Here is a 19,590-nt window from a genome sequence, read left to right as displayed (position 1 = left end):
CCTAGCAATGGTTTTTTCAAAAGCAACAAATCTATTCACAGATGTTCAAAATATTTGACCTATGCGCAGCAATTAATCTGTATTACAAAAGATACCAATTTAGAAAAGGAGACTTCATGCCCGTCATCGAACTCCACGTGATGCAGGGATATAGCGCAGACGAGAAAACGCGGCTGTGCGCGGCGCTGACCAACGCGGTGCGAATCGTCGTGCCCGCCCCGCCCGAGGCCGTCACCGTTATGATTCATGAGCTGGATCCTGCGGGCTACATGCGCGGTGGCGCGCATCGCAGCCCCGCCCCCGCCCTGCCCGATCCGGTATCTCTGGTGCGCAACTACCTGACCGCGATGGAAGCGCGAGAGATAGACACGGCCCGGGCGCTGCTGGCTCCCGGCTTCTCCATGACGTTCCCCGGCACCGCCCCGATGACGACGCTGGAAGAGCTGATCGAATGGGCAAAGCCCCGATACAATTTCGTCACCAAGACATACGAGGGCTTCGAAGCGCTGCAATCGCCGCAGGACGCCGCCGTTGTCTATTGCCGCGGCACCCTGTCGGGCGAATGGCCGGATGGCACCCCCTTCAGCGGCATCCGGTTCATCGACCGCTTCGAAGTGGTGGACGGGCGTCTCACCCGGCAGGACGTCTGGAACGATATCGCTGAAACAAAGGCAAACCCATGACCAAAGAGATAGACCCGATCACGCTGGCCGTGCTGGCCGGACGGATGGAGCAAATCGCGGATGAAATGGATGCCACTCTGTTTCGCGCCGCCTTCAACCCAATCATCGCCGAGGCCCATGACGCATCGCACGGCCTCTATCACGCGGTGTCGGGCGACACTCTGGTACAGGGCAAATCCGGCCTGCCAATCTTTGTCGGGGTGATGTCCTTTGCGGTGAAGGCCGTCATCGAAAAGGCCGCCGAAAACGGCGACCTGGAAGACGGCGACATCTATATTTTCAACGATGCGCATCTGGGCGGCACCCACCTCAGCGACATGCGGCTAGTGCGGCCCTATTTCCACGATGGCAAACTGTTCTGCTATCTCGCCTCGGTCGGACATTGGCACGATGTGGGCGGCGCGGTGCCGGGCAACTACAACCCCGCTGCCACCGATGCCTTTCAGGAGGCCTTTGTCCTGCCGCCGGTCCGGCTGGCCAAGGCAGGCAAGATCCAAACCGACATCACCGACATTCTGATGCGCAACACCCGTCTGCCGCAATCGGCGCAGGGCGATCTGAACGGTCAGCTGGGAGCGCTGGATCTGGGCGTGAAACGTCTTGATGAATTGCTGGCCGAATATGGCGCCGAAACCGTGCGCGCGGCCCTTGATGCCTTGCAGGACCGTGCCGAAGCGCTGATGCGTTCGGAGCTGAGTGAACTGCCCGACGGTCGCTGGGAGGCCGAGGATTTCCTCGACAATGATGGCATCACCGATACGCCGCTGGCAATCAAAGTCGCGCTGGAGATCAATGATGACCGGATGACGCTGGATTTCACAGGAACGGCAGACCGCTGCGCAGGCCCGGTGAACATTGCACTGCCGACGGCGGTCGCAACCGCCTATGTGGCGATCAAGCATATCTTCCCGTCCCTGCCTGCGAACTCTGGCGTAATGCGCCCGATCGAGGTGAAGATCCCCGATGGATCGCTGCTGTCTGCGCCCTTCCCGGCGCCGGTCGGCGGCTACACCGAAACGATCCTGCGCATGGTTGACGTGATCTTTGCCGCGGCCTCACAGGCGGCGCCGGATCGCGTCGTCGCCAATGCCTATGGCACCATCAACGCCCTGTCGATTTCCGGCAAACGCGCCAATGGTCAGCCCTGGGTCATGTTCAGCTTTTACGGCGGCGGCCATGGCGGCTCCATCGAAGGCGACGGGCTGAATCACGGCAATGCGCCAATTTCGACCGCGACAATCCCGCCGATGGAAATCCTTGAGGCAGCCTATCCGGTGATGTTCAAGCAATGGGCCCTGCGCCCAGACAGCGCAGGCCCCGGCATGCATCGGGGCGGCATGGGCGCGACCTATGAAATTGAAGTACTGGAGGAAAGCGCCACCGCCTTCCTCTTCGGTGAACGTGGCCGCTTTGCGCCCAAGGGCGCGGCTGGCGGCGGCGATGCTGCGCTCAATGTCTTTTCCTACGAGCAGGCAGATGGCTGGCATCACCCGCCGATGGCCTCGAAAATGGTTGGAATCAAGCTGGAGCGCGGCCAGTCAGTGCGGCTCGATACCCCAGGCGGCGGCGGCTACGGCCCGGCGTCACAGCGCCCGGCAGCCGATGTCGCCCGCGATGTGGCAGGCGGGTTGATGAGCCCTGACGCAGCGACCGAAACCTATGGCCCGGCCTGGAAAGAGGTGACCCAATGACCAGCAGCAACCGCATGATCGGCGTCGATGTCGGCGGCACCTTCACCGATATCTTCGTTCTGGACGAAGCCACCGGCACCGCCGAAGTCGCCAAGGTACCCACCACGCGCCCGGACCAATCCGGCGGCTTCCTCTCCGGGATCAATTCCCGCGTCGATGATCTTTCGACCGTCTCGGTGGTGGTGCACGGAACCACCGCAGGCACCAATGCGCTGCTCGAGCGTAAGGGCGCCCGGATCGGGGTGATAACCACAATGGGCCTACGTGACGTTCTGGAGATGCGCCGCCGCGATCGCCCGCGCACCTGGGGTCTGCGGGGGAACTTCACTCCGGTGGTGGACCGCGCCCTGCGGCTGGAGGTGCCGGAGCGCACACTGGCCGATGGCACCGTGCGCACGCCGGTCGATCTGGACGCGGTGCGCACCGCAGCTCAGCAACTGATCGACGAAGGCTGCCTTGCCTGCGCGATCCTCTTTGCCAACAGCTATGCCAATGGCGAAAACGAACGCGCCGCCGTTTCTGCCGTGCGCGAGATGTGGCCCAATGCGCATGTTTCGGCATCTTCGGAGATCCTGCCAGAAATCCGGGAATTCGAACGTTTTTCCACGACCGCGCTCAATGCCTATCTGCAACCCGAAGTCTCGGGTTATCTGGCGCGGCTCGAAACCGCGCTGAAGGAAGGCGGGTTCGCCGGGGAATTCATGATCGTCCAGTCCAATGGCGGCGTGATGGATGTGGACACGGCGGCAAAACTGCCGGTCCGCACTGCTCTGTCCGGCCCGGCGGCCGGTGTCATCGCAGCCGGATACATTGCCGAAGCGGCCGGATTTCCAGATGTCATCACCGGCGACATGGGCGGCACCTCCTTTGATGTCAGCCTGATCGCCAAGGGCACATCCATGCTGTCGCCGCAAACCTCGATCGATTTCGGCATGGTGGTCCGCTCCCCGATGATCGAAATCACCACTATCGGCGCGGGCGGCGGCTCGATTGCCTGGGTCGACAAGGGTGGCCTGCTGAACATCGGACCGGAAAGCGCCGGCTCCACTCCCGGCCCAGTGGCCTATGGTCAGGGCAACACCCGCCCCACCGTGACCGATGCCAATGTCGTTCTGGGCCGCATCGATCCCGACAATCCCATCGGCGGTAAGCTGGACCGGCTGGATGTCGAGGCCGCCAAGGCTGCGATCCTGGAACACGTCGGGCGTCCGCTGGGCATGGATGCACTGCAAGCCGCCGAGGCGATCCTGCGCGTTGCCAATAGCCGTATGGCCGGAGCGCTCAGACTGGTCTCTATCGAGCGCGGCTTTGATCCCGAACGTTTTGCCTTCATGCCTTTTGGCGGTGGCGGCGCGCTGCATTCGGGCGCCATGCTGGCCGAGGTCGGTCTCGCCCGCGCCATCGTACCGCGCTATCCCGGCGTGACCTCGGCGATGGGCTGCGTGATCGCCGATATGCGGCAAGATTTCGTGCAGACTATCAATTCGGTCCTGGCCGGTATCGACCTGCAAAGCCTGACCGGGTTCATGCAAAGCCACGTCGACAGCGGGCTGGCCACACTGGACGCAGCGCGCACCCATTTCGAGCGGCGCGACACCGAATTCACCCTTGATATGGCCTATCTCGGGCAGACCCACACGGTGCCCGTCACCCTGCCGGTCACCGTTGAAAACGGCGTCGTGACACCGCCGACCGAGGCGCAGATCGCCGATGCCTTTGATGCGGCCTATCGCGCCACCTACGGTCGACTTCTGGAAAACGGCACCCGGCGGGTGATCAACCTGCGCTCGGCCATCACAGGCCGCCGTCCGCGGTTCGATCTGGCAACGCTAGCACCCAAGGGCGGCAGTACCGAGCAGGCCTTCCGGGGCACCCGGCAGGTGCATTTCGACGGCATCTGGCACGAAACCAGCCTCTATGACCGGCTGGCCCTGCCCGTCGGCGCCGAAATCGCGGGTCCGGCCATTCTGGAGCAGCCCGACACCACCGTCTTGATCGAACCCGGGCTCGTCGGCAAAGTCGACGCCTACGGCAATACACTGATCGAAAGGGCCAGCGCATGACCCCCTCCTCCACTGCCCTGCTGACAATTGACCTGCAAAACGACTTTTTGCACCCCGAGGGTGCCTATGGCCGTGCGGGTCAGGGCGCCGACAGCATCAAGGCCCTTCCGAACCGGATCGCGCCGGTGAAAACCGCACTGACCAAGGCCGGGGGGAGTTATATCTCGGCCCAGTTCACGCTGGTGCCGGGTCGTGGTCGGGAGCCGCTGATCTCGCCACACCTGAAAAAGCTGCGCCCCTTTCTGACCAAGGGCGATTTTGAACCGGGCAGCTTTGGGCACAGCCTTGTCGATACTCTGGCTCCGGCCGATTTCACGGTGGAAAAGGTGGCCTATTCGGCACTATATCAGACCCGTCTTGAATATATCCTGCGGGCGATGAAGATCGACTCGCTGATCATCGGCGGTATCGTCACCAATGGCGGCGTTGCCAGCACCGTCCGCGATGCCCACCTGCGCGATATCCACACTATCCTGCTGTCGGATGGCTGCGCGGCCTTCAAGGACGACGTGCACGAGGCCACTCTGAAATCTCTCGGCTCGGTGACGGAGATCATGACCTGCGCCGAGGCAGTGACACTGCTGGGAGGCACGTCATGAGCCTGCGCAAGCGCCTGACCTCGCCCGAGATCCTGCTGGCCCCCGGTGTCTACGATGGCCTGACGGCCGCGCTGGCCACCGATGCCGGGTTCGAGGCCCTATACCTGTCGGGGGCCGCGGTGGCCTACACCCGCCTTGGCCGCCCCGATATCGGTCTCACCACCGCCTCGGAGATGGCAGATACCATGGCGTTGATCGCGGATCGCACCGACCTGCCGGTGATCATGGATGCCGACACCGGCTTTGGCAACGCGCTCAATGCACGGCGCACCATGCAAAGCTATGAACGTGCAGGTGCTGCCGCCCTTCAGGTCGAAGACCAGAGCTATCCCAAAAGATGCGGCCACCTGTCCGACAAATCGCTGATCTCCAAGACCGAGATGTCGGGCAAGATCGCCGCCATGGCCGATGCCCGCCGTCAGGACACGCTGATCATTGCCCGCACCGATGCCATCGCCGTCGAAGGATTTGATGCCGCCATCGACCGGGCCGGTAGCTACATCGAGGCAGGCGCCGACGTGCTGTTCATCGAGGCCCCGCGCGACAGTGACGAGCTGGCAAAGATCGCGGCGACCTTCAAAGGCAAGGTGCCGCTGCTGGCGAATATGGTCGAAGGCGGAGCCACGCCGATTTCCTCGGCCACGACCCTTCAGGACATGGGCTTCGACATCGTGATCTTCCCCGGTGGCATCGTTCGCGCCTTGGCGATGACCGCGCAGAATTACTATGCCAGCCTGAAAGAATCAGGCTCTAACAAGCCATTTTCCGACCGGATGCACGATTTCGACGGGCTGAACGCGGCCATTGGAACACCTGGAATGCTGGCCCTTGGAAAGCGGTTCGATGGCAAGTCCTGATGTCGCTGAACCACCCGCATCCTTTGACCTGACGGTCGAAACCCTGATCATCGGGGCGGGCGCTGCGGGGATGGTGGCCGCCCTGGCCGCCCATGAGGCAGGACAGGAAGTTCTGCTGGTCGAGGCCGACGCCGTACCATCGGGTTCCACCGCGCTCAGCGCCGGTCTGATCCCCGCTGCGGGCACGCAGTTTCAGACCGAGGCAGGCATCCAGGACAACGCAGAGCGGTTTGCGCAGGACATTCAGGCCAAGGCCCATGATGAAAACGATCCGGATCTGGTCGCCAGCATGGCCAGCACGGCGGCGCCGGTGATCGAATGGCTGGCCCGCGATCACGGGTTGCCGTTTTCACTGGTCACCGACTTTGACTACCCCGGCCACAGCCGCCGCCGCATGCACGGGCTGCCGACCCGTTCCGGGCAGGAACTGATCGACGCCCTGCGCGCCCGGATCGAAACGCTGGATGTGCCGCTGATCTGCAATCGCCGCGCAATCAGACTCTATTCGAAGGAAAACCGCATCTTTGGCGCCCAGTTGCAGCTGCCCGATGACAGTACAGAAACCATCGGCTGCGCGCGGCTGATCCTCGCCTGCAACGGCTTTGGTGGCAATCGCACCATGGTCTCCACCCATATGGCAGAGATCGACAATGCGGTCTGGTTCGGCCATGACGGCAACCGCGGCGAGGCCGTGGCCTGGGGGCAGGCTCTGGGCGCAGCGACCGCCCATCTGGGCGCCTATCAGGGGCACGGTAATGTCGCGCATCCGCATGGCATCCTGATTACCTGGGCCACCATCACCGAAGGCGGCATGCAGGTGAATTGCCAGGGCAAACGGTTCTGGAACGAGGCGCAGGGCTATTCCGAGGCAGCCCGCGCCGTACTGGCGCAGCCGGGCGGCACCGCCTGGGTGGTGTTCGACAGTCGCATCGCCGCCGTGGCGCGGCAGTTCGAGGATTTCAAGAACGCAGAAAAGCAAGGCGCGGTGCTAGCCGGTGAAAGCATTGCAGAGCTTGCCAAGGCGGCTGGCCTGCCCGCAGATGCGCTGGCCAATACCATTGGCGATATACCCAACGAGGGCACGGACGCCTTTGGCAGACTCTGGAGCGGGCAGACCCCGCCACTGCGCCCAACCTATCACGCGGTGAAGGTCACCGGCGCGCTGTTCCATACCCAAGGCGGGCTAGAGGTCGATCCCGCAACGACCCGGGTGCGCCGCGCGGCGGGTGGAAGTTTTGACAACCTTCATGCCGTGGGCGGCGCGGCCTGCGGCGTTTCGGGCACCGGCGACAGCGGTTATCTATCGGGCAACGGGCTGCTGGCGGCGGTGACTTTGGGGTATCTTGCCGGGCGCGCCTGATCCAGCGCGCCCGTCGTTCGCAGTATTCGCGCCTGTCAGTCCGCGGTGCTGAGCGACAGACCCAGAAGCGCGCGGCGTTTCAGCCAGAGGCTGGGGCGGTAGCGTTCCGACCCTGTCGTGGATTGCAGCCCTTCCATGATCGACAGCACCCGGTCTGCGCCGACCTTGTCGCCATACTCCAGCGGGTTGAACGGGTAGTTGAGTCCCATGGTCATAGCCTTGCCCAGATCCTCGGGGCTGCCGACGCCGATCTGCGCCATCTCGCAGCACAGGTTCACGATCATCGAAATGATACGCGGTGCAACAAAGCCGGGGCTGTCCTTGATGACCTCGACATGCAGGCCCGCGCCCGCCAGCCAGGTGGTCACCGCCTCCAGCACATCCGAGCCGCCAGGGGCGGTCATCACGGTAACGATCCCGCGTTCGACCGCGCTCAGGTCCACTGCAACGGTTCGTTTGGGGTCAAGGCCAAGGCGGGCAACGGTGCTGGTGCAATCCTCGCCAAGCGGGCTGACCAGGATCGGCGCCTTGCCGTCATCCTCAGCCGCGCTGAGGCCCTTTTCCACCAGCGGCGCAAAGGCATCCGAGCGTTCCGGCAGAACTGCGGTCAGCGGGGTCTTTGGTCCGGCTTCGGGCGGGGTCGGCAGCTTGGGCAGGTCCTGCGCGTAGTCGTAGAAACCGCGCCCCACCTTGCGCCCCAGCAGCCCCGCTTCAACCATATAACCATGGCGCGGCGTGGTGCGCAGGCGCGCATCGCTATGGTAGCCGTTGAAGATGAAGGTCGAGACCGGGAAGTTGGTGTCGATGCCGGTGAGATCCATCAACTCGAACGGGCCCATCCGGAAGCCGCCTGCCATCTTCATGATGCGGTCGATCTGCTCAGGCGGGGCGACGCCTTCGGCCTCGATATGCAGACCTTCGGTGTAATAGGCCCGCCCACCCAGGTTCACGATGAAGCCGGGTCCATCCTTGGCGATCACCGGCTCCTTGCCCATCGCCTTGCCCATTTCATAGGTCGCATCGACAACTCCCGCATCGGTGGCCGCGCCGCCGATCACCTCGACCAGCTTCATCAGCGGCACCGGGTTGAAGAAGTGCATGCCCACCACGCGGGCGCGGTTTTCGCAGTTCTTCGCAATCGATGCGATGGAGAGCGAGGAGGTGTTCGACGCAAGAATGCAGTCCGCGCTGACGATGCCTTCAAGTTCGGCAAACAGGCTCTGTTTGATGTCGAGCCGTTCGATGATGGCTTCGATCACCATCTGCGTATCCGCAAGGGATGTCAGATCGCCAGAGGTGGTCAGCCGCCCCTTGGCCGCAGCGGCGGCGTCCGCCTCCAGCTTGCCCTTTTCGACCATACGGTCGATGCGGCCTTCGATATCGGTCTTCGCCTTGGCCAGCGCCTCGGCGTTCATGTCGTTCAGCACCACGTCATAGCCCACGGTCGCCAGCACCTGCGCGATGCCCGCCCCCATGAGCCCGGCGCCGATCACGCCAACCTTTTTGATATCGTCGAATGCATAAACCATCACTTATTGTCCTTTGAACTCAGGGGCGCGTTTTTCAAGAAAGGCGCGCATTCCCTCTTTTTGATCGTCAGTGGAAAACAGCATCTGGAACAGGCGGTTCTCCAGCATGAGCGCGGTATCCAGCGGCGTATTCGCCCCCTCGCGCACCGCGTCACGGATCGCCTGCACCGCCTTGGCAGGCTGGGCGGCGATCCTCTTGGCCATGGCAAGCGACGTGTCCATCACCTCGGCATCCGGCACCACTTCTGAGACGATGCCCAGGTCCAACGCCACATCCGCCGGGAACAGATCGCCTGTCAGAATGTAACGCAGCGCCTTGGCCTTGCCTGCCGTGCGCAGGATCTTCTGGGTGCCTCCGGCGCCGGGCATGATGCCCACCTTGATTTCCGGCTGGCCGAATTTGGCGGTGTCGCCTGCAATGATGATGTCGCACATCATCGCCATCTCACAGCCGCCGCCCAGCGCCATGCCACGCACCGCTGCGATGACGGGGGTATTCGACGCTTCAAGCGCGCGTTTGACAGCACCCAGACGGTCGAAGACCTCCTGCATCGGCCGGACCTCGGCCAGCTCGGCCAGATCCGCCCCGGCGGCAAAGGCCTTTTCATCGCCCGTCATCACGATGCACCGGATCCCGGGGTCGGCGTCCAGTTCAGTCACCGCCTTGGCGATTTCCGCCCGAAATTCGGTCGACAGCGCGTTGCGCCGTTCGGGGCGGTTGAGCCGGATCACACCAACCCGGTCACCGGGGCGTTCGATGAGCACCAAAGACATGTTTTCTCCCGTCGCATTGCAAAGGATGCCGGTCCGGTCTGCACCGGACCGGGCGCGTTAGCGCCCTTATAAGGCCGAATAGATACTTGGCAAACAATTAGCCTGGTAATTAATTGCAAATTCGTCCCGTCCCAAGAAGGTCCGAGGCGAAGGCACGCGTCACAGGCGGTCGGGGCAATCGACTTGTACGGTGGAAGGAGCCGCGGCCAGCGGAGCCCGTGCATTGCCCGGGTTGAGCCCAGCCTAAAGACCAGATCCTGACCCGCCTCAATCCCGCGTCATCGACGCCTTGAGGTTCTGCCGCATCTTCGCCAGCACCTTCATGGCGGTGACCAGCTCTTCCGGTTCGATCCCTGTATTGGCGATGGTATCCACCTGGCGCTGCGTCTCGGTCATGATATCCATCAGCTGGTGCGCCTTGTCTGTTGCAAAGATCCGTTTCGACCGCCGGTCGCCGGGATCGGCGCGCCGTTCAACAAAGCCGCGTGCCTCCAACCGGTCGATCAGTTTGGAAGTGGTCACTGGCCCGATGTCCAGCTTGGCCGCAAGATCCGCCTGCCGCTGACCAGCCTCTCGCATGAGGCTGAGCACCGCCCAACCCTGCGCCATGGTGATGTCGTGCGGCCGCAATAACCCGTCAAACAGAATGCCGCGAAACCGCGCGATATCCTGAAACACCGGGCCCGAGACCCCTTCATTGCGAGCCGTGGTTGCCTTATCGCTTTTGGTCATACTGCCGCCCCATACTTCGCCAATCTCCCCCCGCCCGCCCGCGCGACCGCTTGGCAAAAAAGGTAATTAGCTTGATTATTATTTGCAAGATAAATACCCTAAGCAAAAGGCTTTGGCTCTGCTTCCGCAACCGGCGGAGGCAGCTCTCGCACGGAGCTGCACCACTCTAACCCGCACAGCTCTGAGGAGTTCTGACAAGATGGCCAAGCAAACCTCGCCGTCACGATACAGCGCCCAATAATGCTGTCATCCGCTTTTCTTCTTCTTGTCAGCATCGGGGCCATCGGTGAAATCTTTACCGATGCGCCCGCTCTGCGGCTGATGGAGCTCGTGGGGATCCTGGGCTTTCTGGCGCTGGAGCTGCGCGGCCTGTCCAAAGTCGCTTTAATCCTCCTTTCACTGTGCATCGCGCTGCCGCTTTATGAGGTCAGCCAAGGCACCTTTAATCTTGCCCGCGCCTCCACTGCCATCGACCGGGCCGCGTTCTTCGCCTTTTTCCTCACCTCGCTCAGCTTCCTTCAGTTCGCCGCGAACAGCTCACCGCTGATCCTGCGCTCGGGCGAGATCCTGGTGAACCAGCGCCCGGGCCGCCGCTATCTGGTCCTGACCTTCGGCGCGGCGGTATTTGGCATCCTCTTGAATTTCTCGACCATCGGCCTCTTGGGGACAATGATCGCCAAGGGTGTATCTCCCGGCGAAACCGACGAGCAAAAGCGCATCGCGGGCATCCGCCGCCGCCGCATGACGCTGGCCATGATGCGCGGGTTTTCCTCGCTTCCGATGTGGTCGCCGATGACCGTCACCATGGCACTGATCACTGCGGCCATTCCCAGCGTCGCCTATGGGCAGATCGTCATCTATTCACTGCCGCTGGCGGTGGTGATGCTGCTTTTGGGCTGGGGGATCGACCGGATGAGCTATCCGCGCCGGGTGCTTCCGGGCCTGCCCGAGGCGCCCTCCCTTGCCGGATTGCTGCCCCTGATGGGGATGGTAATCTTCGTGCCGTCGTTTTCCTGGGGCGTCTCCGTAATACTCGGCGTTACACTCATTCAGGCGCTGCTTCTGTGCTTGCCGCTGGTCTCCCTTGGCTGGATGGCGATCCAGCGCTGGCATGAGGGCGCGCTTCCGGCGCTCACCGGCACCGCCCGAGCCACCGTGACCGGGCTGCTCCCCGGATTGCCCAGCATGCGCTCCGAAATCGGCCTGTTCACAACCTCGGCCTTTCTGGGTGTTCTGGTGCTACCGCTGATCGACACCAATGCCCTTGGTCAGACCATCGTCGCCCTCGGACTTGGCAGCGGTGCGGTTCTGGCGCTGGCGGGCTGGATCGCCTATCTGCTGTCGATGGTGGGCGTCAGCCCGATCATCTCGGTCACCATCCTGGCGGGCACGCTGCCGAACCTGACGCCATTGGCCATCAGCCCGCTCGCGGTTGCGGTTACCATGGTGTCGATCTGGTCCATCGTGGTGAACGTAACGCCGTTTTCGGCCTCGGTCCGCTTGTCGGCGCGCATGATCGATGAAGATCCCGCCCGCGTCGGTCTGCGCTGGAACCTCGCATATGGTACGCTTGCCATGTCGATCCTGACCGTTGCGCTGCTGATCTTTGCATAGTCCGTTGCGTCACGTGGTTTAATTAGATTGCTAACAATCACCATGGCACCCTAAAATTTGCGAAAGAGGAGAAGCTTTGCATGTTCCGTTTCGCGGATATCCAAACCAAGACCGCGCGCCACTGCAATCGACAGCTTCATGTACATACGGAAATCCGCGCTGCCCGCGCATGACACGACAGACCGAAAGGACCTCCCATGACCAAAGTCAAAGCCGCCGTTTGCCACAAACACGGAGAGCCCCTTGTGATCGAGGAGGTGGTACTGCGCGCACCCGAACTGGGTGAAGTCGAGGTGAAGATTGATGCCGTGGCTGTCTGCCATTCAGACATCTCGCTGTGGCAGGGGGGGTTTGGCGGCGCCGTTCCCGCGGTCTTCGGGCACGAGGCTGCTGGCATCGTCACCGCTGTCGGCGTGGGCGTCAAAGGTTTTGCCGAAGGCGACAGCGTGGCCGTTACCCTGATCCGTTCCTGCGGTACCTGCCCGTCCTGCGGCCAGGGCCATCCGACCGTCTGCGAAGAACCGGGCGATCCGGCCGAGGGCCCGATCACCACGACCGAAGGCGACCCGGTCTGGCAGGCGGTTTTCACCGGCGCCTTTGCCGAAAAGGTGGTCGTGGATCAAAGCCAGATCGTGAAGATCCCCGCCGACATGCCGAAAGATGCGGCCTCGCTGATCTCCTGCGGCGTGATCACCGGCGTCGGCGCCGCGATCAATACCGCCAATGTCCGCCCCGGTGACGACGTGGTGGTGATCGGCGCGGGCGGTGTCGGCCTCAATGCCATTCAGGGCGCCCGTATCGCTGGCGCCCGCCGCATCGTCGCGGTCGACATGAACCCCGCCAAACTGGAAGACGCCAAAGCCTTTGGCGCCACCCATGGTGTGCTGGCCGAAGGCAAACCCTTCAAGGAGGTGAAGGCGCTGCTGGACGGGCGCGGCGCAGATGCGGTGCTGGTGACGGTCGGTGTCGCTGCGGTCTATGATCAGGCGCCCCGTTACCTTGCCCACAACGGCAAGATCGTCATGGTCGGCATGCCGCATTTCGGCTCTAACGCGAGCTATTCGCCGCTTGTGATGGCGGACGCGGGGCAGAAAATCCTCGGCTCGAAAATGGGCGACGTGGTGATCAAGCGCGACATTCCCTGGATCGTGGACCTCTACCAGCAGGGCCGCCTGAAGCTGGACGAGCTGATCACCGGGCGCTGGACGCTGGATCAGGTGAACGAGGCCTTTGCCGACACCATGGCCGGCAACGCGCGGCGCAACGTGATCATGCTGAACAACGACTGACCAACGGGCTGACAGACCCTGCGGCCGTCCCAGTACATCGGGGCGGCCGTTTCTGTCACCTACTCCACACACGAAAAAGGGCCGCTCCAGCCAGAGCGGCCCTGTCCGTTTTAAGATCAGGCGCAAAGCGCGGCCCGGTCAGACCTTTTCAAAGATCGCGGCCAGACCCTGACCGCCACCGATGCACATGGTTTCAACCCCATACAGCGCATCGCGGCGGTGCATCTCGCGCAGCAGCCCAGCCATGATCCGTCCGCCGGTCGCACCCACCGGGTGCCCCAGCGAAATGCCCGAGCCATTGACGTTCATTCGCTCAAAATCGCTGTCGGCGAATTGCCATTCACGGGTGCAGGCCAGAACCTGCGCCGCGAAGGCTTCATTGAGTTCGATCAGGTCGATGTCCTTCAGCGCCATACCCGCACGGTCCAGCGCCTTGGCCACCGACGGCACCGGGCCGATGCCCATGACCTCGGGACCGACACCGGCCACGGCCCAGGACTTGATCCGGGCATAGGCCTTGAGCCCCAGTTCCTCCGCAATGGCGCGGGTGGTGATGATCGCCGCCGAGGCGCCGTCGTTCTGACCAGAGGCATTGCCCGCCGTGACCGTCGCCTGACTGTCGATACCGCCCCGGATCGGGCGCAGCTTGGCCATGCTCTCCATCGTGGCCTCGGGGCGCGGATGCTCATCCTTCGAGAAAGTCTCTTCGCCCTTGCGGCTTTTGACGGACACCGGAATGATTTCATCATCGAACAGCCCGCCGTCCTGCGCCGCCACCGCGCGGCGATGGCTTTCCACCGCAAAGGCATCCTGTTCCTCGCGGCCGATATTGTATTCTTGGCGCAGGTTCTCGGCGGTTTCCAGCATGCCCCCCGGCACCGGGTGGTTGATCCCGCCTGCCGTCACACGTCCCTTCGCCAGCGCATCATCGAACACCATCGCGGTGCCCTTGATGCCCCAGCGACCCTTGGTCGAATAGAAGGGCGCATTCGACATCGACTCGGCGCCGCCTGCGATCACCAGCGAAGACCCTCCGGTCGCCACCTGCATTACTGCGTTGATCACCGCCTGCAGGCCAGAGCCGCAGCGGCGATCGATCTGATAGCCGCCAATGCTGATCGGCAGACCGGCATCCAGCCCCACCACACGGCCCAGCGCCGGCGCATCCATCGATGGGTAGCATTGGGCGAAGATCACCTCGTCCACGCGATCACCCGGCAGGTCGGTGCGCGCCAAGAGGCCTTCGATCACCATGCGGCCCAACTCATGGGCGTGCAGGTCGCGGAACTGGCCTCCGAAACGGCCAACCGGCGTGCGGACCGGTTCGCAAATTACGACGTCTTCAAACATATTCTTTCCTTCCCTGCCGCTTACATGCGGTCTTTTGCGGCCTTCACGATGTTGCGGGCAATGATGATCTGCTGGATCTGGCTGGTACCTTCGTAAATGCGCAGCAGCCGCGCGTCTCGGTACAGTCTTTCGATGGCGTATTCGGCCATGTAGCCGGCGCCGCCATGCACCTGCACCGCGCGGTCTGCAACCCGGCCCGCCATTTCAGTGCAGAAGTATTTGGCACAAGAGGCTTCCAGCACCGCAGCCCCGGTTGCGTCATACGTGCGCGCCGCATCCCGGACCAGCGCGCGGGCAGCGGCCAGCTCGGCCTGACTGTCGCCAGGCAACCCCTGCACCAGCTGGTTTTCCGCAAGTCCGCAGACCTTCTTTGCGCCAAACCTCTCATCAAAAACACAATATGGCTCCCTTTAGGGAACCGAAGATGCAGAGACACAATGGCTACCTTCAGATTGAACCTCTGCGGGCAGACAGGGTTAGATCAATCTGGCGAGACCTACCCGAACAGCTATATAAAGCAGCTAAAGACCAACTTCCGAAAGCATAGTCGCAGAACGACCGGTCCAGATTTCTCACGATTTCGCACATGCCGAAGCCGTTGCTTCACGTCGTGTCCAAGCGTGAACCTGTTAGCGGTATGCTGGCGGGTAGGCTTCCCTAATCGCCGTTTCCCATGATTTCTTGGGTAATGGCGGAGACGAAGGGATTCGAACCCTCGAGACCCTTCCGGGCCTACTCCCTTAGCAGGGGAGCGCCTTCGACCACTCGGCCACGTCTCCGTCGACGCGTATAGCCCAGCAACTATCGGATATACAAGGGCATTCTTGAAACGACGGGCATTTTCTTGGAAAATCCAAGAACCCCTTGAAATCGCTGTTTTTCATGGCTTCTCCCCGCCCGCGGTTGAGACGCCAGTCAGTAAAGGTGCACAGAAAAACGCCCGCCAGGGATACTGGCGGGCGCTGCGATCTTCGTGGGCATACCGGGTGTTCAGGTGTTAAACAGGAAATGCAGCACGTCGCCATCCTTGACGATATAGGCCTTGCCCTCGGCGCGCATCTTGCCGGCTTCCTTGGCGCCCTGTTCGCCATTGTTGGCGATGAAATCCTCATAGGCGATGGTTTCTGCCCGGATGAAACCTTTTTCGAAATCGCCGTGGATGACGCCTGCGGCCTGCGGTGCCGAGGTGCCCGCGCGGATGGTCCAGGCGCGGGCCTCTTTCGGGCCGACGGTGAAATAGGTTTCCAGATGCAGCAGCTCGTAGCCCGCGCGGATCAGACGGTCGAGCCCAGCTTCGCTGAGGCCCATTTCCTCAAGGAACATCTCTGCTTCTTCGGGATCCAGCTGGCTGATTTCCTCTTCGATCTGGGCCGAGATAATCACATGGGCATTGCCCTGTGCCGCTGCCATTTCTGCCACTTTGGCCGAATATTCGTTGCCTTCAACGGATTCGGATTCGCCGACGTTGCAGACATAAAGCACCGGTTTGGTGGTCAGCAGCTGCAGCATCCGCCAAGCCTTGGCATCTTCGGCGTCAACCTCGACGAGGCGCGCGGGTTTGCCCTCTTCCAGCATTGCCTGGGCGTCGGCCAGAAGGCGATCCTGCTGCTGGGCCTCCTTGTCATTGCCCTTCAGCTTGCGCACGAGGCCCGCACGGCGTTTCTCGATGCTTTCCAGGTCGGCCAGCATCAGTTCGGTTTCGATGGTTTCAGCATCGGCCACCGGATCGACGCGCCCTTCGACGTGGGTCACATCGCCGTCTTCGAAACAGCGCAGCACATGGGCGATGGCGTCCACTTCGCGGATATTGGCCAGGAATTGGTTGCCCAGCCCTTCGCCCTTGGAGGCGCCTTTGACGAGGCCGGCGATGTCCACGAATGTCATCCGTGTCGGGATGATCTGTTTCGATCCCGCGACGGCTGCCAGCTTATCAAGGCGCGCATCGGGCACCCCGACCTCGCCCACATTCGGCTCGATCGTGCAGAACGGAAAATTCGCTGCCTGCGCCGAGGCTGTTTTCGTCAATGCGTTGAACAATGTCGACTTACCAACATTGGGCAGACCGACGATTCCCATTTTAAAGCCCATACCGGCCTCCTGATGCCACTTGGGAGCCGCTTCTAGGCAGCATTGGGCGGTGGCGCAAGCGGTCATGGTCCCGCAGCAACCATTGTCATCAGCCCCGGCCGCCCCGTTCACGCCATATCACGGCCGCTATCATTGTCTTGATTTTCCTGTTGCAAACGGACTTCAATACCCATGTCCCGGTCACCCAATTCTCCTGATGCTGAGTGAGACGATGAAATACATTGCTGCCCTGACCGCCGTCCTTTTGTCCGCAGGCGCTGCCGCCGCGCAGGACCGCGAACTATCTGTCGGGATCGGATACTCCGAATTTTCCCGGCCCGGTTCGGAAAACAGCGCGCTTGTGTCGCTGGATTACCGGCACAACGCGTTTTACGAAAAGGGCATCTTTTCCGCCCGTTTCGGTGCTGCCCTGGACGTGCAGGAGACCGGAGACCTCTTCATCGGCGCCGGTGTGGCGGGCAAATGGGATCTGGGCCAATCCTGGTTCATCGAGGCCAGCGTCCTGCCGGGCGCCTATTTCGAAAGCGTGGCGCTGAACGATCTGGGGTCAACCTTCGAGATCCGCAGCATGGCAGGCGTCGGACGCAGCTTTGCCAACGGAACCGCCCTGTCGCTGTCCCTGTCGCATAAATCCAATGCTTCGACCGCCGATATCAATCCCGGCGTAAATTCCCTGCATCTGCGCTGGCATTTTCCGCTGTGATCTGGGGCATGTGCTGCAGGGTTGATGTGGCTTGGGATTGATTTCCGGCAGAACATTCGGCACACCAGAGCGGACATCACAAACAAGGCCCGATCATGACCCGCATTGACGCCAAATTCGCCGAGCTTTCGGCCGCCGGAAAGAAAGCTTTCGTCTCCTATGTCATGGCCGGAGATCCGGATTTCGACACCGCGCTGGAGGTGGTCAAGGGACTGCCTGCCGCCGGGGTCGACATTATCGAACTGGGCCTGCCCTTTACCGATCCGATGGCGGATGGGCCCACCATTCAGTTGGCCGGGCAACGGGCGCTGGACGCCGGGATGACCCTGGAACGTACCCTGCAGCTGGCCGCGGAATTCCGCAAAGGTGACGACACCACGCCGATCGTGCTGATGGGCTATTACAACCCGATCTATAACCGCGGCGTCGATAAATTTCTGACCGACGCCAAGGCCGCCGGGATCGACGGGCTGATCGTGGTCGACCTGCCCCCGGAAGAAGACGATGAGCTGTGCATTCCCGCCCAAGCGGCCGGGCTGAACTTCATTCGCCTTGCGACGCCCACCACCGATGACAAACGCCTGCCGCGGGTGCTGCAGAACACCTCGGGCTTTGTCTATTACGTCTCCATCACCGGCATCACCGGCGCAGCCGAGGCAGAAGCAGGCGATGTCGGACCGGAGGTGGCGCGCATCAAGGCCGCCACCGACCTGCCGGTGATCGTGGGCTTTGGCATCAATACCCCGGAAAAGGCGCGCAATATCGCGTCGATTTCGGACGGTGCCGTAGTCGGCAGCGCCATCGTCAGCCAGATCGCAGCCGGAAAACCGGTGGAAGAAGTTCTGGCCTTTGTGAAATCGCTGTCGGATGGCGCCCACGCCGCCTGACGCCTCCTTCAGAACAACAACCTGATCCGCGTTTGCGGATCAGGTAGGTCAGGGCAGGCTGCTCCCGGCAAGCGCGCGCGCCATTGCCGCAACAAGGTCGGATTTGCGGGTTGGTTTGGCCACATGCGCCGTCATGCCCTGCGCCAGATAGCCCTCGATCTGATGCGCCATCGCATTGGCCGAAATGGCAATGATCGGCACCGGCGCACACCCCTCTTCACGTTCGGCGCGGCGGATCTCACTGGTTGCGGCAACACCGTCCATAACGGGCATGTTCACGTCCATCAGGATCAGATCAGCGCCACCCGCCCGCCAGAGCGCACAGAGCTCGGCGCCATCCGGCAGAATGGTCAGATCCAGATCGAACTCCTTCAGCAGGTGGCGCAGGACCAGTTGATTGGTCAGATTGTCCTCAGCCGCCAGAACCCGCCAGCGGTGACGCTGCAACACCTCATTGCTCCAGTCCAGTTCGTCCTGCGCCGGATCCTCCGCACTGGGTTCGGTGCTTTGCAACACCAGTGAGACATGGAATTCGCTGCCCTCCCCGGCTGCACTGGTGAAATCGATCCCGCCGCCCATTTCCCGGCAGATCTGCTGCGCCACCACCAGCCCCAGCCCGGTCCCGCCATGCAGCCGGTTCACGCTGACCTCGGCCTGAGCAAAGGGACTGAATAGTTTCTTGTGCTGCGCCGCGTGGATGCCACTGCCGGTATCGCGGATTCTGAAATCCAGCGCCACACAGCCGTTTGTTACCTCCCGCGCATGCACGGTAAAGGTTACGGCCCCTTCGGAAGTGAACTTCAGCGCATTGGCCAGAAGATTGCCCAAAACCTGAGTAAGCCGCGTCGGATCCAGTTCAGCCCAGACCTCTTCGCGGGCCATCAGCCCGCTCAGCACGCTGGTAAAGGACAGGCCCTTTGCTTCGACCCGGGGGCGAAACTGGCGGCAGAGGGAGTGAAATACCTCAGTCACGCAGGTTGGCATCATCTCCAGTTCAAGCTTACCCGCTTCGACCTTGGAGAGATCCAGAATGTCATTGACGATGGTCAGCAACAGATTGCCGCTGTCAGCGATGGTATCAAGCGCCTGTTTCTGATCCTCGCGCATGCCGCTGTCGGCCAGCACCTCGGCCATGCCCAGAACGCCGTTCAACGGCGTCCTGATTTCATGGCTCATCACTGCCAGGAAGGCCGACTTGGCCTGGTTGGCCGCTTCGGCCTCCTGCCGAGCGGCCCGTTCCTGCTCAAGTGCAAGGCGCAGATCGGCAGTTGTTGCTGTTGCGGGCAACCTGGGTTCGGAATTGCGGTTCACTGTCGAAATGACATGCCTCAATCGGTTCGTACGTTTCAATAATCGCCCAAACCCATACAG

The 19,590-nt window shown here is 62.2% G+C and carries 16 protein-coding genes, 1 tRNA gene and 1 pseudogene; 10 read left to right on the top strand and 8 right to left on the bottom strand.

The window, feature by feature from the left end; translation table 11 throughout:
* Window positions 1-116: 116 nt before the first annotated feature.
* The 6 genes from JL2886_RS12810 to JL2886_RS12785 are packed head-to-tail and all read left to right on the top strand — an operon-like array spanning window position 117 to window position 7,253.
* Window positions 117-683 carry a nuclear transport factor 2 family protein gene (locus tag JL2886_RS12810; protein WP_065272362.1) on the top strand — a complete coding sequence of 189 codons (567 nt, stop codon included), beginning with the start codon at window positions 117-119 and terminating at the stop codon, window positions 681-683.
* The gene (locus JL2886_RS12805) at window positions 680-2,374 is read left to right on the top strand and encodes a hydantoinase B/oxoprolinase family protein (protein ID WP_065272361.1); all 1,695 of its coding nucleotides are present in this window, start codon (window positions 680-682) and stop codon (window positions 2,372-2,374) included. Before JL2886_RS12810 ends, JL2886_RS12805 begins: the two co-directional genes overlap by 4 nt.
* On the top strand, window positions 2,371-4,437 hold the full coding sequence (locus tag JL2886_RS12800) for a hydantoinase/oxoprolinase family protein (RefSeq protein WP_065272360.1): 2,067 nt from the start codon (window positions 2,371-2,373) through the stop codon (window positions 4,435-4,437). The genes JL2886_RS12805 and JL2886_RS12800 overlap by 4 nt, the downstream gene beginning before the upstream one ends.
* Window positions 4,434-5,036 (top strand): cysteine hydrolase family protein, encoded by a 603-nt coding sequence (locus JL2886_RS12795; protein ID WP_065272359.1) that lies wholly within the window; start codon window positions 4,434-4,436, stop codon window positions 5,034-5,036. The genes JL2886_RS12800 and JL2886_RS12795 overlap by 4 nt, the downstream gene beginning before the upstream one ends.
* Window positions 5,033-5,893 carry an isocitrate lyase/PEP mutase family protein gene (locus JL2886_RS12790; RefSeq protein ID WP_065272358.1) on the top strand — a complete coding sequence of 287 codons (861 nt, stop codon included), beginning with the start codon at window positions 5,033-5,035 and terminating at the stop codon, window positions 5,891-5,893. Before JL2886_RS12795 ends, JL2886_RS12790 begins: the two co-directional genes overlap by 4 nt.
* Entirely contained in the window at window positions 5,880-7,253 is a 1,374-nt protein-coding gene (locus JL2886_RS12785) for an FAD-dependent oxidoreductase (protein WP_065272357.1), read from the top strand. The genes JL2886_RS12790 and JL2886_RS12785 overlap by 14 nt, the downstream gene beginning before the upstream one ends.
* 35 nt (window positions 7,254-7,288) lie before the next feature.
* Here the strand turns inward: JL2886_RS12785 and JL2886_RS12780 are convergent, their stop codons facing one another.
* From JL2886_RS12780 to JL2886_RS12770, 3 genes are all read right to left on the bottom strand, one after another.
* Entirely contained in the window at window positions 7,289-8,782 is a 1,494-nt protein-coding gene (locus tag JL2886_RS12780) for a 3-hydroxyacyl-CoA dehydrogenase (RefSeq protein ID WP_065272356.1), read from the bottom strand.
* A 3-nt stretch (window positions 8,783-8,785) separates the two neighbouring features.
* Window positions 8,786-9,556 (bottom strand): enoyl-CoA hydratase-related protein, encoded by a 771-nt coding sequence (locus tag JL2886_RS12775; RefSeq protein WP_065272355.1) that lies wholly within the window; start codon window positions 9,554-9,556, stop codon window positions 8,786-8,788.
* Window positions 9,557-9,823: 267 nt separating this feature from the next.
* Window positions 9,824-10,288, bottom strand: coding sequence for a MarR family winged helix-turn-helix transcriptional regulator (locus JL2886_RS12770; protein WP_065272354.1), 465 nt, complete (start codon window positions 10,286-10,288; stop codon window positions 9,824-9,826).
* Between the two features lie 240 nt (window positions 10,289-10,528).
* Here JL2886_RS12770 and JL2886_RS12765 point away from each other — a divergent pair, with 240 nt between their 5' ends.
* The gene (locus JL2886_RS12765; RefSeq protein ID WP_065272353.1) at window positions 10,529-11,902 is read left to right on the top strand and encodes a hypothetical protein; all 1,374 of its coding nucleotides are present in this window, start codon (window positions 10,529-10,531) and stop codon (window positions 11,900-11,902) included.
* 197 nt (window positions 11,903-12,099) lie between these two features.
* Window positions 12,100-13,191 (top strand): Zn-dependent alcohol dehydrogenase, encoded by a 1,092-nt coding sequence (locus tag JL2886_RS12760; RefSeq protein WP_065272352.1) that lies wholly within the window; start codon window positions 12,100-12,102, stop codon window positions 13,189-13,191.
* A 138-nt stretch (window positions 13,192-13,329) separates the two neighbouring features.
* Here JL2886_RS12760 and JL2886_RS12755 read toward each other — a convergent pair whose 3' ends face one another.
* The 4 genes and pseudogenes from JL2886_RS12755 to ychF form a co-directional block, all read right to left on the bottom strand.
* The gene (locus tag JL2886_RS12755; protein ID WP_065272351.1) at window positions 13,330-14,541 is read right to left on the bottom strand and encodes an acetyl-CoA C-acetyltransferase; all 1,212 of its coding nucleotides are present in this window, start codon (window positions 14,539-14,541) and stop codon (window positions 13,330-13,332) included.
* A 20-nt stretch (window positions 14,542-14,561) separates the two neighbouring features.
* Window positions 14,562-14,915 (bottom strand): annotated as a pseudogene (locus JL2886_RS12750) (acyl-CoA dehydrogenase family protein); the annotation flags it as partial.
* Between the two features lie 315 nt (window positions 14,916-15,230).
* Window positions 15,231-15,320 (bottom strand) — tRNA-Ser (locus JL2886_RS12745).
* 211 nt (window positions 15,321-15,531) lie between these two features.
* The gene (ychF, locus tag JL2886_RS12740; RefSeq protein WP_065272349.1) at window positions 15,532-16,629 is read right to left on the bottom strand and encodes a redox-regulated ATPase YchF; all 1,098 of its coding nucleotides are present in this window, start codon (window positions 16,627-16,629) and stop codon (window positions 15,532-15,534) included.
* A gap of 211 nt (window positions 16,630-16,840) precedes the next feature.
* On the opposite strand from ychF, the gene JL2886_RS12735 reads away from it, so the two are divergent.
* Both JL2886_RS12735 and trpA read left to right on the top strand, forming a co-directional pair.
* On the top strand, window positions 16,841-17,332 hold the full coding sequence (locus JL2886_RS12735) for an acyloxyacyl hydrolase (protein WP_082996165.1): 492 nt from the start codon (window positions 16,841-16,843) through the stop codon (window positions 17,330-17,332).
* Between the two features lie 95 nt (window positions 17,333-17,427).
* Complete coding sequence (gene trpA, locus JL2886_RS12730; RefSeq protein ID WP_065272348.1) at window positions 17,428-18,219, top strand: tryptophan synthase subunit alpha; 792 nt, start codon at window positions 17,428-17,430, stop codon at window positions 18,217-18,219.
* Window positions 18,220-18,267: 48 nt separating this feature from the next.
* On the opposite strand, the gene JL2886_RS12725 is transcribed toward trpA, so the two are convergent.
* Entirely contained in the window at window positions 18,268-19,506 is a 1,239-nt protein-coding gene (locus JL2886_RS12725; RefSeq protein WP_133245358.1) for an ATP-binding protein, read from the bottom strand.
* Window positions 19,507-19,590 lie beyond the last annotated feature (84 nt).

The sequence above is a fragment of the Phaeobacter gallaeciensis genome (assembly GCF_001678945.1).
Classification (GTDB): Bacteria; Pseudomonadota; Alphaproteobacteria; order Rhodobacterales; family Rhodobacteraceae; genus Phycobacter; species Phycobacter gallaeciensis_A.
This window is presented reverse-complemented; position numbering and strand designations above follow the sequence as displayed.

Coding starts and splice junctions, on each gene's coding strand:
- JL2886_RS12810 (WP_065272362.1), top strand. CDS start 117: ATGCCCGTCATCGAACTCCACGTGATGCAGGGATATAGCGCAGACGAG.
- JL2886_RS12805 (WP_065272361.1), top strand. CDS start 680: ATGACCAAAGAGATAGACCCGATCACGCTGGCCGTGCTGGCCGGACGG.
- JL2886_RS12800 (WP_065272360.1), top strand. CDS start 2,371: ATGACCAGCAGCAACCGCATGATCGGCGTCGATGTCGGCGGCACCTTC.
- JL2886_RS12795 (WP_065272359.1), top strand. CDS start 4,434: ATGACCCCCTCCTCCACTGCCCTGCTGACAATTGACCTGCAAAACGAC.
- JL2886_RS12790 (WP_065272358.1), top strand. CDS start 5,033: ATGAGCCTGCGCAAGCGCCTGACCTCGCCCGAGATCCTGCTGGCCCCC.
- JL2886_RS12785 (WP_065272357.1), top strand. CDS start 5,880: ATGGCAAGTCCTGATGTCGCTGAACCACCCGCATCCTTTGACCTGACG.
- JL2886_RS12780 (WP_065272356.1), bottom strand. CDS start 8,782: ATGGTTTATGCATTCGACGATATCAAAAAGGTTGGCGTGATCGGCGCC.
- JL2886_RS12775 (WP_065272355.1), bottom strand. CDS start 9,556: ATGTCTTTGGTGCTCATCGAACGCCCCGGTGACCGGGTTGGTGTGATC.
- JL2886_RS12770 (WP_065272354.1), bottom strand. CDS start 10,288: ATGACCAAAAGCGATAAGGCAACCACGGCTCGCAATGAAGGGGTCTCG.
- JL2886_RS12765 (WP_065272353.1), top strand. CDS start 10,529: ATGCTGTCATCCGCTTTTCTTCTTCTTGTCAGCATCGGGGCCATCGGT.
- JL2886_RS12760 (WP_065272352.1), top strand. CDS start 12,100: ATGACCAAAGTCAAAGCCGCCGTTTGCCACAAACACGGAGAGCCCCTT.
- JL2886_RS12755 (WP_065272351.1), bottom strand. CDS start 14,541: ATGTTTGAAGACGTCGTAATTTGCGAACCGGTCCGCACGCCGGTTGGC.
- ychF (WP_065272349.1), bottom strand. CDS start 16,629: ATGGGCTTTAAAATGGGAATCGTCGGTCTGCCCAATGTTGGTAAGTCG.
- JL2886_RS12735 (WP_082996165.1), top strand. CDS start 16,841: ATGAAATACATTGCTGCCCTGACCGCCGTCCTTTTGTCCGCAGGCGCT.
- trpA (WP_065272348.1), top strand. CDS start 17,428: ATGACCCGCATTGACGCCAAATTCGCCGAGCTTTCGGCCGCCGGAAAG.